Source organism: Myxococcus sp. AM011 (assembly GCF_013372595.1).
Classification (GTDB): Bacteria; Myxococcota; Myxococcia; order Myxococcales; family Myxococcaceae; genus Myxococcus; species Myxococcus eversor.
Genome location: NZ_JABXEM010000284.1, coordinates 1 through 13875, shown reverse-complemented (window position 1 = coordinate 13875; position 13875 = coordinate 1). Strand labels below are relative to the sequence as shown.

Annotated in this window: 13 protein-coding genes; 3 read left to right on the top strand and 10 right to left on the bottom strand. The window is 68.4% G+C overall.

Annotated features, from left to right (window positions below; genetic code table 11):
* Nucleotides 1-233: 233 nt before the first annotated feature.
* The 9 genes from HUW62_RS39230 to HUW62_RS39190 form a co-directional block, all read right to left on the bottom strand.
* On the bottom strand, nt 234-965 hold the full coding sequence (locus tag HUW62_RS39230; RefSeq protein ID WP_163866058.1) for an SMI1/KNR4 family protein: 732 nt from the start codon (nt 963-965) through the stop codon (nt 234-236).
* A 3-nt stretch (nt 966-968) separates the two neighbouring features.
* Nucleotides 969-2312: a DUF4150 domain-containing protein gene (locus HUW62_RS39225; RefSeq protein WP_176437326.1), complete on the bottom strand. Its 1344-nt coding sequence runs from the start codon at nt 2310-2312 to the stop codon at nt 969-971.
* A 12-nt stretch (nt 2313-2324) separates the two neighbouring features.
* Nucleotides 2325-3365, bottom strand: a complete 1041-nt coding sequence (locus HUW62_RS39220; RefSeq protein ID WP_176437325.1) for a 3-oxoacyl-ACP synthase — start codon at nt 3363-3365, stop codon at nt 2325-2327.
* Nucleotides 3362-4384 (bottom strand): DUF2169 domain-containing protein, encoded by a 1023-nt coding sequence (locus HUW62_RS39215; RefSeq protein ID WP_176437324.1) that lies wholly within the window; start codon nt 4382-4384, stop codon nt 3362-3364. The genes HUW62_RS39220 and HUW62_RS39215 overlap by 4 nt, the downstream gene beginning before the upstream one ends.
* A gap of 21 nt (nt 4385-4405) precedes the next feature.
* The gene (locus tag HUW62_RS39210) at nt 4406-5674 is read right to left on the bottom strand and encodes a TIGR02270 family protein (RefSeq protein WP_163866062.1); all 1269 of its coding nucleotides are present in this window, start codon (nt 5672-5674) and stop codon (nt 4406-4408) included.
* A gap of 327 nt (nt 5675-6001) precedes the next feature.
* The gene (locus HUW62_RS39205; RefSeq protein ID WP_176437323.1) at nt 6002-6403 is read right to left on the bottom strand and encodes a hypothetical protein; all 402 of its coding nucleotides are present in this window, start codon (nt 6401-6403) and stop codon (nt 6002-6004) included.
* A 75-nt stretch (nt 6404-6478) separates the two neighbouring features.
* Nucleotides 6479-7591, bottom strand: a complete 1113-nt coding sequence (locus HUW62_RS39200) for a kelch repeat-containing protein (RefSeq protein WP_176437322.1) — start codon at nt 7589-7591, stop codon at nt 6479-6481.
* Nucleotides 7592-7887: 296 nt separating this feature from the next.
* Entirely contained in the window at nt 7888-9228 is a 1341-nt protein-coding gene (locus HUW62_RS39195) for a nicotinate phosphoribosyltransferase (RefSeq protein ID WP_176437321.1), read from the bottom strand.
* A 53-nt stretch (nt 9229-9281) separates the two neighbouring features.
* On the bottom strand, nt 9282-9734 hold the full coding sequence (locus HUW62_RS39190; RefSeq protein ID WP_163866066.1) for a co-chaperone YbbN: 453 nt from the start codon (nt 9732-9734) through the stop codon (nt 9282-9284).
* A 264-nt stretch (nt 9735-9998) separates the two neighbouring features.
* On the opposite strand from HUW62_RS39190, the gene HUW62_RS39185 reads away from it, so the two are divergent.
* The 3 genes from HUW62_RS39185 to HUW62_RS39175 all read left to right on the top strand — a co-directional run bounded on the left by HUW62_RS39185 (nt 9999) and on the right by HUW62_RS39175 (nt 13152).
* On the top strand, nt 9999-11018 hold the full coding sequence (locus tag HUW62_RS39185; RefSeq protein WP_163866067.1) for a 2-hydroxyacid dehydrogenase: 1020 nt from the start codon (nt 9999-10001) through the stop codon (nt 11016-11018).
* A gap of 56 nt (nt 11019-11074) precedes the next feature.
* On the top strand, nt 11075-12367 hold the full coding sequence (locus tag HUW62_RS39180; protein ID WP_163866068.1) for a universal stress protein: 1293 nt from the start codon (nt 11075-11077) through the stop codon (nt 12365-12367).
* A gap of 200 nt (nt 12368-12567) precedes the next feature.
* Entirely contained in the window at nt 12568-13152 is a 585-nt protein-coding gene (locus HUW62_RS39175; protein ID WP_176437320.1) for a superoxide dismutase, read from the top strand.
* Nucleotides 13153-13227: 75 nt separating this feature from the next.
* On the opposite strand, the gene HUW62_RS39170 is transcribed toward HUW62_RS39175, so the two are convergent.
* Nucleotides 13228-13875, bottom strand: a 648-nt coding sequence (locus HUW62_RS39170) for a hypothetical protein (RefSeq protein ID WP_176437319.1), incomplete at its 5' end; no start/stop codon positions are given.

The window sequence follows — 13875 nt, the reverse complement described above, 5'->3', positions numbered from 1 at the left end:
ACGTGGATAAGGCGCTGGCGAGCGCGGCGCGCGGGGTGGAGGCGGAGCCGCCGGACTGTGCGGCGGAGACCGGAGCCGGGCGGGGCAGGGCCTGCGCCGAGGCACCACTCCCAACGAGCGTCAGACAGGCGAGGAAGAGCCTGAGCCAGCGCAGCAGGTGGGAGGAGTGCCCGTGCATTCTGGCCCAAGATTACCACGGGGTGCGGCGAGTCAAGGTGACGGGGGCTGTGCGTTCACCGTCTGGACCTTTCGAGGTCTGTGTTGTCCTCGATGAGGGCCTGGAAGTGGCTGAGCTGCTCGGCGCCGCGCATGCCCACGCGAATGTGGAAGGTGGAGTCTTTGGGGCGGCGATAGAGCCGGATGGCGGCATCCTCCTGTTCGAAGATCATGCTGTGGTGTGGATACGGCAGTCGGATGAATCCCATTTTCTCGAAGATCCGGGCGACCTCGTCTGCGGACGCGTGTTTCCCTTCGTGCCCGCCGCTGAAGTCGACATGGTGGGAGAAAGTTGGCAGGCAGATCTCCGCCATCGCCTTGAGAAAGAGCATCTCGCGGAAGCCGTTGTAGATAGGCCGCAGGTCTTTCTTCCAGGCGTGCTCGCCGAAAGGCATGAGCACCACCTGGTGGTCTTCATCCTCCGTAGGTGCCTCCAGGTCGAGCCAATGGCAATCCGAAACCAACGGGTCGCGACTCCCAAAGAGGAAGAGGAACCTCCTGGGTGGCATCACGCTCTTGGGGGCGAGCCGGTAGTTCTCCGCGACTCCCAGGATGGGGTCGTATGAGGACAGCTCTCGAAAGAGGGGTCCTCCATTGGCGCCCATGACGTTTGCGAACTGGCGATAGGCCGCTGGGAGAGGACTGCCAAAAACCTCTTCCAGCTCGTCGATAATCAGGTCTGGATACCCACGGACCTGGCCGCGGTATCCGGGACGGTATCGCTCGAGGAGATTCAGGAGCTCTTCCATGGGTCAGGCGCACTCCTTGGTGTTGTCGCAGAGCATTTCGGGAAGGAGTTCCTGGCACTCCTTGCAGGAGACAACCGTTTCGCCGTGTCCGAATTCTCGGCTTTTGGGCGCGGTGCCTTTGACGTCGGTGTGGCTGTACTGGATTGCGGACGTGGACGTTCCCATGGGGGAGAACCATCGCTCGGACATGGTGCGTGCTTTGTGGCCGGCCGCGCCTCCTGCTTGAATGAGCTTGGGGGCAGCGCACTCCCAGTTGCGCTCCCGCCCGTCGATGACCTGCTCTTGATGGTCGCTCATCTGGAAGCTCTCGACCAACTCGAATGAAGAGGTTCCATGCGCCGCATGGATGGTCTGCTGCATGACCTGACGAAACCCAGGTGTCACATCGCTGCCGGAAATGGCGATCAGGGCTTTTTTGGCGCATCTACAGAGAAGCACTCCAATCATGTAGCCCTTGGTGTAGTTCTTCTCGTCCTCATGCCAGCGTAACAGCGGGGGCATGCTCTCGAGCTGGCTCTTGAGGACGTTCATTTCGCGAGTCAGGGCGTCTTCATTCTCGATGTCCAACTTTCTCTTCTTCTTGGCCGCTTGCTCCGCAGCTTTGACTTCTTCTTGAAGAGGGATGAGTTGATCCTTGATGGTGGATTTGTCGGCTGCTGCTGGCGACCTGACGACCTCGCGCAGTTCATTCAGCCTCTGCTTCTTTGGAGTGAGCCGTAACGCTGCGTCGTGGAATTCGTTCAGCGACTTCTCATTGAGCACTTTTCGTTTCTGCTTCAACTCGGAGTACTGGGCGATGAATGGACGCTGCCTATGGAACTCCTTCATCAAATCCGCGAAGAACGTATTCATATGGACCACGACGTCATCCGTCTCGTGGACACGATGCTCGTCCAGTGACTTGTCGCAGGCCGTGCACTGCGCGTCGTCGCCGTAGGCCCAGGCGGTGCGCCCGTCGGAGATGAAGGTGGTGTTGTAGGTGTTGCCGTTGTGCAGGGTGACGTCGAGGTAGCGGACCACTCCCTTCCCCTCGACCTTCACGTCCACGCTGCCGCTGCCCCAGGCCATCTTTCCCTTGAACTTGGAGGAGATGAGGCCTCCCGCCGTCCCCGGCTCGTCTCCCGTGCTCGTGCTCAGCTCCGAGCTCGTCAGCGCCACGGGGTTGCCCTCAATCGTGACGCTCGTGCTCCCCTTCGTGAGCATCGAGTCCTGCGCGGAGTTGACGAAGGGCGTCGGCACAGGTCCTCCCGGTGTCGGTACCTTACAAACATCCGGCGCAGCCGAGGTGTGCGTGTTGCCGTCACCCTTGTGGAGAATCGAACGGCCATTCGCATAGACGCGACCCATGGTTCCTCCTCTTCACGCCTTCGGAATCATCTCCACCACGCACGCCCCCACTCGCCCCCCGTCCGCGCTCCCGTAGATGAGCGTCCTTCTCGCCGCCGGCTCCCCCCACCGGGCTCGATGCAAGGCCACGCCCAACATCACGGGACCCGCGCCTGCCCCCGCGTCTCCCAGCCCCTCACCCGAGAGGTGGACCCGCAGCGGCTCGGGCATCAGGCCCGCGTTTCTCAAATACGCCCGCGAGAACTCCGTCCCCCACCAGGTCTCTCCCGGCTGACAGGCCAGCACTCCATCCACCCGCCGTGCTCCCATCACCCCGTCGCCCCGCACACTCCTCAGCGCCTCTGTCAGCCCGTCCGCGAGACCTGGCGTCATTCGCGCGAAAGGGCGAGGTTCGACCGCCAACGCTGTCCCCAACACCACCCCTGTCTCCTCCAACCCCCATGACTTCGATGCCCCTGGCCGCGTGAGCGCTACGAAGCCCGCCGCCTCGCCAGGAATCCGCCCGTCCGGGTTCTGTCGCCCCAGATGCAGCCGTGCCTTCGACAGCGCCTCCAGCGAAGCCGCATCCCCATACGAGTCCACCGCCCCCACCAGGGCCAGGGCTCCCGCTCGACCGGACTGGAGGTCTCTCGTCGCGGTGGCCAGTGCTTCGAAGAAGGCCGCCCGTCCTCCCTCGTGCACCTTCACCAGCTCCAGGCGCCCCGCGCCCTCTTCCAGAATCGCGGCCTCGAGGGCCTTCCGTTCCACCTCTGCCCCCAACCCCTGCTCCGGGAGCCCGAGGTACACAGGCACACGTCCCCGCGGTGGCAAGCATTCCAGCACGGGCCGCACGCCCACCAGCGCCTGACGCGCCAATGCGCTCATTCGCTCCGTTCGCGTCGCCGCGATGTCCAGGAGGCTCAACCGTGAGGCCCGCACGGGCTCCCCCAGGTCGTCCTCGACTTGCGTCTCCGCGAAGCGCACGAGGCCCGCTCGCAGGGATGCCAGTGTCAGGTGTGTCGTCGTCCCGATGGGCGTGCACAACCCCACCCCCACCACTCGCGCCCCGCTCATGTCACGTCCTCCCACGGCTCCAGCAGTCGCACCGTGCTCACCTCGTGCGTCGCCAATCGCCGATGCGCCGGAAACATCGCCCGCCAGGTGAGCACCACCCGGCGCTCATCAGGCTCCAGCCGCACCGTGTCCAACGTCATGCGCCGCTTCTCTCGTTTCCCCGCGAACGTGCAGCGCGCCAGCAACCTGTACTCCGGAAGGTGGAACGCCAGCGGCCCGTCTGGAAACACTCCCTCCAGCACCACGGGCTCACCTCCTCGCAAGTGAGGCGAGGCTTGCAGTCCCTCTGGAGCCACCTGGAAGAAGCGCTCGTCGAAGTCCACGGGCCACAGCGGCGCGCGCCGCTCCACCCATGCGGCGTCATATGTCCCCGCCCATCTCAAGCGCGGCTGCCAGTGCCGAGCCACCGGACCAAAGCCACACGGCGTCGGCCTGTCCGCCCATCCTCGCACCAGTGACTCTGGCGCCTCGATGGACGGCAGCGGCTGCTCCAACGCCTCCTTCGCACTCGTGTAGAAGCCGCGCCCCACGGGATTGCGTGGCTCGTATCCCGACGCCCGCGTGCCTCCGAAGCTGTACTCGTATCGCAGTGGCAGTGACTCGAACGGCAACGGGTCCGAGGCGCTCAGTCCGACCAATCCTCGATACCAGACACGCGTGCCCCAGACCTGTGCCCGCTTCTCCACGGGCCCCACACGCACTCGCACCTGGGTCCCTGTCACCTTGCGGCCACGCGGTGCCCATGCGCGCCCGTCCAACAACACGTCCGTTGCTCGCCGCGCATAGGACGACGGTGCTTCATGGCGAAGACTCGAGGTCTCCGGTGCTCCCCAGTGCGTATCCGTTCTTGGTGGCGAGGTCTGAACCTCGCTCAACGTCAGCGGCGCCACCGAGGCGCGTCCAGGCGCGGGCAAGGTGAAGGTGCCTGCCACGACGAGAACGAGACCGTCCTCGCCCTCCTTCGTCTGGGTCAGGAAGTCGGTGGCCGCGAACGGCGTGAGGTTTTCGAGAGCGGGCATGGTGGCGTGTCCTCGTCACTCTCAGCGAAGCGTGGAGATGAGCGGGCCGCTTCCCAACACCAGCCGCGCTCCTCGGGCCCGCGTGAGGGCCTCCCGCTGACGCGGGGCAAAGGCTCGCGTGGGAATGACGTGCTGCCCCTTCGTGCGGATGGCCAGTTCGCGCGCGAGCACGTGACGCCGCCGCATCGGACTCGTCTCCAGGGCTTCCAGCAGCACGGCGCCACTGAACGGCCGTCCCAGCAGATAGCGCTGTCCCTTCACGAAGCGGCTCCGCGACTCCGTCCACCAACCTCGGACCGCCGACGCGTTCGGCCACGGCAGGTCATCCTCGGGACGCACCGTGAGGTCGGCCTCGGGGTCATCGGACTCCTCGGGCTCCTCTCCTTCGAGCAGGGCGTACGGCCCCTCCAACACGAGCCCCGTCATGGCCGAGAACGCCTCCCCCGCGAGCCGGGCCACGCAAGGCACATGGAGCAGCCTCGCGCAGACCTCCATCGCCGCGAGCCGTCCGCTGAACCCCAGCGCCCACAAGGCCTCGGGACGAAGCTCGTCGTCCTTCGCCAGTCCCACCAGGAAGTCCGCGTCTTCCTCCCCGCCACCCAGCGCGAGCAACACCCTCGCCTCCGGACTCGAGGCCTCCTCCTCCCGTGCCTCCTTGCCGCACGCCTCCCATGCCATCCGCAGCCCCGCGGTCAACCCCGCCTCCATGGCCGCCAGCCGGATGCCGGGATGCGCGGAGGCGAGCAGCGCCGGCAGCACCTTCCGCGCGAGCTCCTCGGACAGTGGCCTCGCCCCATTGAGCGCGGCGATTCGCGCCCTCGGCTCGTCATGCAGGAAGTACCGCGCCAGCACCTCGGACGACGTGGACTGTCGGAAGGCCAGGACCTCCAATACATGCGCTTGAAGGTCCAGGTCGCCTGTCTTCAACAGGGACTCGACCGCGGTGCTCACTCCCTCGACTTCGCTGACCTCCAGCGCGCGGCGCATGGCGGCACGGGGTTCGACCTCCGCCCCTCGCAGTCGCGACAACACTTCGTCCACGGCGCCCTGGCTCAACAGCGCGTGGGTGGCGACAGAGACTCGTGCTGCTTCCTCCGAGTCGAACGCGGGCCTCACCACCGCGTCGAGGGCTTCCCGCTCCGCCAGCCCTTCCAGATTCCCCAACAGACGTTCTTCCCGCTCCGCCACCTCCGACAGCGTCGCATCCGGAGCCACGAGCGCTCGCTCCCATTGCTCCCATCGGAAAGACGCCTCGTCGAGGTGCTCTTCCCAGACATCCACCAACAGCATTGAAGCCTCCCCCCGCCGAGCACCCAAATCCTCGCGTGGCGCTCTGACACGGGGCTTGCGGGTCCGGAGCGCCTCACGCATGTCGTGAGGAACCACGGGTGGTCCGCCAGATTGTTGAGTGTGAAAAGGGCTCACAGCCCCGGAGGCCCGGCCTTCAATTCACTGGCCAATCGCCACCGGGACATGAACGCCACGGCTTCGCGACTGTCGTCCACGGGGCACGCCTCGGCCACACAGCCTCCACGGCACACGTCTGGTCCACGACGCAGGACGGGCCATGCCGCGACGCGGACCGGTGGGCCCGGCGAGCACAGTGAACGCCTGCGCCTACACCGTGTCGATGAAGTGGTAGGCGGAGCCGCGTCCTGGCAGCTCACGCACCACGAAGCCCCGGCGCTCGAGCACTCGACGCAGCTTGAGGTTCGGATGGGCGCAATGCACCGCGTGGACAATCCACTCGACCTGGGGCACCCCGCGCGCGCTCGCCAGTTGACGCGCCAGACGCCCCAGCGCGAGCAGAATCCCCTGGCCGCCCCGGTCCACCTGCGCCAGCTCCACCTCGAGTCGGTCCGGCAGCCGCCGGAAGCGCCCCAGCAGCTCGCCGCTGCCCACCCGGAGAATCAATGCCTCACCGGTGAACGCGAAGGCCTCCAACTCCTCCGCCGGCATGCGCAGCAGCTCCTCGGCGGAGTAGCCCTCGATGAGCTGGGTGGGGACGTCGGTCTTCATCACCACCCCGCGTAGCACACGGCGCCGCCTGTCTCGATTCGAAAGACAGGCGGGCCGGGAGCCGCGGACCGCTCGCTACTCGGTGAACAGCTCACCGGACGAGTACATCTCCGGCTCTTCCTGGCTGGTGCCACCGACGACGAGCACCTTGCCGTTGGTCAGAAGCGTGGCCGTATGTCCATGCGTCGGTGTGTCATTGCCCACGACGGAGAGCTGCCACGTGGCCGGGTTGAACAGCTCCGTGGTGCCGCCAATCTGGTTGCGCGTGCCTCGCGCGACGAGCACCTTGCCCGACGGCAGCAGCGTCATCGAGTGGCTCCGCCGACGCTCCTCGGTGGCATACGAGACGTACTCCCACTCGTTGTCCTCCGGCCAGAACAGCCATGCGCCGCTCGCGTACTGTCCCGTCTCCTGTCCCGTGGCCAGCACCGCGCCCTGGTTCAGCAGAATCGCCGCGTGTCCGTAGAAGGCCGGCGGGTCCGACACGCGGCTCCACGTGCCCGTGCTCGCGTTGTACACCTCCGCCGCGCCCGTGACGCCGTCGTCGTTGATGACCAGCACATTGCCCGAAGGCAGCAGCGTGGCGCTGACCTTCCCCGAGACGACCGACGTGGAGCCCGTCGCCGCCCACGTCCCCGTCGCCGGGTTGTACAGCTCCGCGCTCTTCAGCGCCGTGGCTCCGAAGCCGCCGAACACCAGCACCTTGCCCGAGGCCAGCAGCACCGCCTGATGGCTGCCGCGCGCCGTGCCGAGGCTGCCCGTGGCGCTCCACGTGTTCGTGGTGGGGTTGTACAACTCCGCGCTCGCCAGCGTGCCCGCGCCCTGGCCGCCGACGACGAGCACCTGTCCCGACGCCAGCAACGTCGCCGTGTGACGCGCCCGCGTCTGGCTCATCGTCGCCGCCGCGCTCCAGGTGTTGGTGGCCGCGTCATACGTCTCCGTCGACGCCGTCACCGAGCCCCAGCCATTGCCGCCCGTGACGAGCACCTTGCCCGAGGGCAGCCGCGTCGCCGTGTGGAACGCGCGAATCTGGCTCATCGACGCCGCTTGAGACCAGGGAGAGATGAAGGCCGTGCGTGCCTCGACGCGTGGCGCTTCCGCGACCGCCGTGGAAGCCCCGGCCACCGTCGCCAACGCTCCACACAATCCCAGGCCAAGCCACGTCTTCGCTGTGGTTGCTCGTGTCATCCGTTCCTCGTGGTGAAGGGTGAGGTCCGCATTGTGCCGAGGGGGACCGACGCTCCGCGCGCCCCTCCTCGTCAACATCGCGTGACGACGCGGCATGAAAGTGACTCTGTTGCATTGGAAATACAGTGGTTATAAGTCCCACTCGTGGGATTGTGGGCCGCTCCTCGCCTCGCGGGTCCTACACCCGCGCCCATGGCTTCCCCGGCTGGACGGCCGGAACCATGTTCGCGATGGAGTCGCTCGGCGGCCTCGCGTTGCTCGCGGGGGGATGGCCTCCTGTCACGCCGGAGCGACGCTCAGGGTTCGGCCGCCCAGACCTCGACCTCGTGAGCCCGTGCCCGCGCGAGTCCGTCACCCACGACGACGGAGTAGGGTGGCCTCGCGGGCTCCAGCGCGCGCACCTCTGCGGGGAGTCGGGACAGCTCCCTCCGCGCGTGCTGACGGACCTCTTCCAGAGACGGAGACGCATCGGGCAGGCGCTGGCCCGCGCGCATCACCGGCCGCAGCAGCGGGCGCCCGCTCGCGACGTCTCCGCGCCGCACGAGCAAGTCCCTGCGCGCCACGCCGTCCTCGTCCTGGCGATACACCTGCTTGGCGCCGGGCAGCAGCGCCTTGCCCGCGGACAGCTTCACGCGGCCCTTGCCCGCGTACTCCACCAGCTTGTAGGCCATGTCCAGCGAGGGCGCGTCCGCGGACACGCCCATCGCCGTGCCCACGCCGAAGCCATCCAGCGGCGCGCCACGCGCGAGCAGCTTCGCCACCGAGTCCTCGTCCAGCCCGCCGCTCCCAATCAGTCGCACGCGCTCCAGGCCCGCCTCGTCCAACAGCTCGCGCGCCGCCAGCGACAGCGCCAGCAGGTCTCCTGAGTCCAACCGCAGCGCTCGCACGCGGAAGTCCTCACCCAGCTCGCGCGCCAGTCGAATCACGTGCTGCACGCCGCGCAGCGTGTCGTAGGTATCCACCAGCAACGTCGCGTCGGGGTAGACGCGGGTGAAGGCGCGGAACGCCTCCAGCTCATCGTCATGCGACTGCACGTAGCTGTGCGCCATCGTGCCCGACAGCGGAATCCCATACCGCATCCCCGCGAGCACGTTCGACGTGGACTCCACGCCCGCCAGATACGACGCGCGAGCGACCTTCAGCCCCGCGTCCGTTCCATGGATGCGCCGCAGGCCGAACTCCATCACCGGCCGTCCCGCCGCCGCCGTCACCACGCGCGAGGCCTTGGACGCCGCGAGCGTCTGGAGGTGCACGTGGTTGAGCAGGTACGTCTCCACCAACTGCGCCTCGGGCAGCGGCGCGCGCACCTCCAGCAAGGGCTCCTGACCAAAAACGGGAGTTCCCTCCGGCATCGCGTCCAAGTCGCCGCTGAACTTGAAGCGCTCCAGCCACCCGAGCAGCCGGTCCGAGAACCGCCCCTGTGAGGCCAGCCACTCCAGGTCCTCCGCGCGGAAGCGCAGCCGCTCCAGCGTGTGGAGCGCGTCCTCCAGGCCCGCCGCCAGCAGGTAGTTGCGCCGGGTCGGAAGCCCGCGGACGAAGAGGCTGAAGACCGCCTCGTCCCACTGGCCCTCGGCCAGATACGCCTCCGTCATCGTGAGCTGGTAGAGGTCCGTCAACAGCGCGGCCTCGGGCTCCATGGCCGGCCTCCTTCAATCAATGCGCGACATGCGCCGCGCGCTGGGTGCGGGACTCAGGCCGTGGCGCCCGCTCCGGGTGGGCCCGCCGTCGCGCTCGACACCCACCGCTCCAGCTCCGGCCTGGGCAGCACACCGCTGCGCCGCGCCACCTCGCGCCCGCCAGAGAAGACGATGAACGTCGGAATGCCTTGCACGTTCAAGGCGCTCGCGGGACGCGGGTGCTGCTCCGTGTTCAGCTTGAGCACCAGCAGCCGGCCCGCCTGCGCGCGGCCCACCTCATCCAGGATGGGGCCCGCCACGCGACAGGGCGCGCACCACGGCGCCCACAAGTCGAGGAGGACGGGCACGGGAGAGCCGAGCACCGCGCGGTCCAGCGCCTCGCCGTCCACCTCCTGCGGCGCGCCCGACAAATCCAGGGCCTTGTGGCAGCGGCCACACTCCGGTGCCCCGGTAGGGCGGGGCTCTCGTACGCGGTTGAACGCACCACAGGCTGCACAGCGGAACATGACGCCTCCTCGGAGCCTCGTTCCGAAAAGGTAGGCCGTGTCGCCTCCGGAAGCGGCCCGCGCGACGTGCTTCTAACGACGCCCCCGCCTGGCCGCCAGCCCCCGGAGCGCCCGAGGCTTTTGCGTCCACTCCAAGACGTGTGCAGCTTTTGCGCGGTCCCTCCTCGCCTCGCTCCTCTTGCGCCCACGCATGGTGTGAGCGTTGCAATGGCGACCGACCGACCGGACGCGGCGGGCACACGGCCCGTCGGCGGGAGAGCAGGCATGCGGCTGGCCGTCTTCGACACCCATCGGTATGACCGGAGCGCGCTGGAGGATGCCAACGCGGAGTTCGGTCATGCGCTGACGTTCCTGGAGCCTCGACTGACGCTCCAGACGGCGCGGCTGGCGGAGGGCTTCCATGCGGTGTGCTCGTTCGTCAACGACCGCCTGGACGCGCCCACGCTGGAGATATTGCGGGCGGGGGGCGTGCGGCTCGTGGCCACGCGCTCCGCGGGCTACAACCACATCGACCTGGAGGCCGCGCGGCGCCTGGACGTGCGGGTGACGCGGGTGCCGGAGTACTCGCCGCACGCGGTGGCCGAGCATGCCGTGACGCTGGTGCTCTCCCTCAACCGCCACATCCCCCGAGCCTTCGCGCGCGTGCGCGACTGGAACTTCTCGCTGGATGGGCTGGTGGGCTTCGACATGGCGGGCAAGACGGTGGGCGTGGTGGGCACGGGCCGCATCGGCCAGGTGGCCGCGCGCATCTTCAAGGGCTTCGGCTGCGACGTCGTCTGCTTCGACGTCGCGCCGGACGAGGCGTTCGCCCGGGAGGTGGGCGCGCGCTACGTGTCGCTGGACGCGCTGTATTCGGCCTCGGACATCATCTCGCTCCATGTGCCGCTCACTCCGGGCACACGGCACATGGTGGACGCCAAGGCGCTGACGCGGATGAAGCGGGGCGTGTTGCTCATCAACACGGGCCGCGGCGCGCTCATCGACAGCCGCGCGCTCATCGATGCGCTCAAGTCCGGCCACATCGGCGCGGCGGGCCTGGACGTGTACGAGGAGGAGGAAGGCATCTTCTTCCAGGACCTCTCCGGACAGGTGCTCCAGGACGACGTGCTCGCGCGCCTGCTCACCTTTCCCAACGTGCTCGTCACCTCGCACCAGGCCTTCCTCACCCGCGAGGCCCTGGTGAGCATCGCCCGCACCACGCTGGCGAGCGTCCGGGCCTTCGAGCATGGCGAGCCCCTGGTGAACGAGGTGCGCGTCGAACAGGTGCGGCCCGCCGGAGCGTGAGCCGCGTGTGCAGGGCGGATGGGCATGACGCCCGTCCGACTCGTGGAGGAACCGCCATGTCCATCGTCTGCGCCACCAACTTCTCCGACGCCGCGCGCCGCGCCAGTGACTTCGCCGCCGAGCTGGCCCGGAAGGCGGACGTGCCGCTGTTCCTGGTGCACGTGCTCAACCCCAACTCCGCGCGCGCCTTCGGCAAGGCGCTGCACCAGGCGGCCGAGGCGGCGCTGGGAGACGAGGCCCGTCGACTGACGAAGTCGGGCGCCCGGGTGGAACAGGAGCTGCGCACCGGCGAGGCGGCGGTGGAGGTCGCGGAGGTGGCCCGGGAGCGCATGGCCACGCTGGTGGTGACGGCGCCTCCCACGCAGGAGGCGCCGTTCCTCGGCGTCGGTGGGACGGTGGACCGGCTGGCGCAGTCGCTGGACGCGCCGCTGCTCGCGGTCCGCGACGCGGAGGTGCTGGAGGCGTGGGTGCGGGGCAAACGTCCCCTGCGCGTGGTGCTCGGCGTGGACCGCTCGGTGCCCTTCGAGGCCGCGCGGGAGTGGGTGCGCGGCCTGCGCGCGTGGGGACCGGTGGAAGTCGTCGGCGCGCGCGTGGTGTGGCCGGATGAGGAGTACCGCCGCCTGGGCTTGTCGCGCCCGCTGGAGCTGGCCGAGATGACGCCGGAGCTGCGCGCCGTGCTGGACCGGGAGACGGAGGCCTTGGTGGCACCGCTGGCCTTTGGAGGCGCGGCGGCGCGCACGGTGCTGGAGCCCTCGCTGGGGCGCATCGCGGACCACCTGGTGGAGCTGGCCGAGCGGGAGCGCGCGGACCTGCTCGTGGTGGGGACGCATCACCGGCGCGCGCTCGGGAAGATGTGGAGCGTGTCCCACCATGCGCTGCGGCTGGCGCGGATGTCCGTGGCCTGCGTGTCCTCGCGCGCGGTGCCGACCGGCGTGGACGCGCCCCTGCCGTCGTTCCGCGACGTGCTGGTGGCCACCGACTTCTCGGAGACGGGCAACCGCGCGGTGGCGCACGCCTTCGGCCTGGTGGCGCCGGGCGGCACCGTGCACCTGCTCCATGTCGCGGAGGCGGGCCCGTCGGTGGAGACGGCGCAACGCAAGCTGGAGGCGCTGGTGCCTCGCGAGGCCGAGGCCACCGGACGTCACGCGCGGGTGGAGGTCATCGTCGACGGCAAGGACGTCGTGACGGCGCTGGCCCAGGCGGCGGAGCGACTCGCCGTGGATGCGCTCGTGCTCGGGACGCATGGACGCACGGGGCTGAAGCGCGCGGTGCTCGGCTCGGTGACGCAGGCCGTCCTCGCGCGCACCGAGCGGCCGGTGCTGCTGGTGCGTCCGCCCCTGGCCGGATGACCCAGGGTGTCCAGTTCCGAAACGAGCCCCGGGTCACCTGATACATCGCCGCCCCGGGGGCCCCTCGCGGAGTGTTGACCCGTCGGTATCCCGGGCGTCCAGTGCTTTGGCGGGCCGCCAATGCATTGGAGTCGAGCCCCTTTCGCGGGTAGGAGGGTGATAGTTCTCCGCATCCCTTTACCCTGGAAAGGACCCGACTCATGGCCTTCACGCTGCCTGAACTTCCGTACCGCAAGGACGCGCTCGCCCCTCACATCAGCGAGGAGACGCTCGAGTATCACTACGGCAAGCACCACCAGGCGTACGTGACGAACCTGAACAAGCTGCTCGCCGGCAAGCCCGAGGAGAGCAAGTCCCTGGAGGAGATCATCCTCTCCAGCGACGGTGGCGTGTTCAACAACGCGGCGCAGGTCTGGAACCACACCTTCTACTGGCACTGCATGAAGCCGAGCGGTGGCGGGCAGCCGACGGGCGACCTGGCCGCGGCCATCACCCGCGACTTCGGCTCCTTCGACAAGTTCAAGGAGGAGTTCTCCCAGGCAGCCGCGACGCAGTTCGGCTCCGGCTGGGCGTGGCTGGTGCTGGACAAGGACAAGCTCGCCATCACCAAGACGGGCAACGCGGACCTGCCGATGAAGCACGGCCAGAAGGCGCTCCTCACCATCGACGTGTGGGAGCACGCGTACTACATCGACTTCCGCAACCAGCGTCCCAAGTACATCGAGACCTTCCTCACCAGCCTGGTCAACTGGGACTTCGTCGCCCAGAACCTCAAGGCGCGCTGAGTCCTCGCAACCAGCGCCGCTTCATCCCGCTCGTGGGCGAGCACGGTGAAGCGGCTCTGGGTGGGGCGGGCGTCGTCAGAAGGCGATGCCCGTCTGGATTTGGGGCGAGAAGCTGATGCCCGCGTCGCCCGGCGCTCCGGTGACGAAGAAGGGCAGGTCCAGCTCCACGAACCACTTCAGATGTTCGGTGATGGGGAAGCCCTTGATGATGATGGGGACGATGCCTCCGTTGAAGGGCACGCCCTCGCCCACCTGCATGGCCAGCCGCAGGCCGCCCTTGAACGCTCCGAAGTCGTAGATGACGCCCGGGTCCAGCACGAAGCTGGTGCTGACGCTCGCCGGAGTGCCGTCGTCCTCGAACTGCCAGCGGCTGAAGGCGATGAACTCGAAGTCGAGGGCCCAGCGCTCGTTGAGGTGCAGGGTGATGCCCGGCGCGAGGCCCACGGTGAAGAAGTCCCCGAAGATGACGGTGGTGTCCTCGTCCGTGACGCTCAGGAAGGGAATCACCGCGGCCACGTGGCCACCCACGCGAGGCCCCATCATCGCCGCCGCGCCCGAACCACCCGTGGCGGCCGCCTCCCGCTTCGCCCGCTCCTCTTCCTTCTTCTTGTGCTTGTCCTTGTGGTGATGCCCCAGGGCCAGGGCCTCATCCACGTCCGCTTTCGCGCTTCCCGGAGCGAACGCCGCGAGCGCCGCGCAGAGCCCACCCAGTCCCACTGTCCC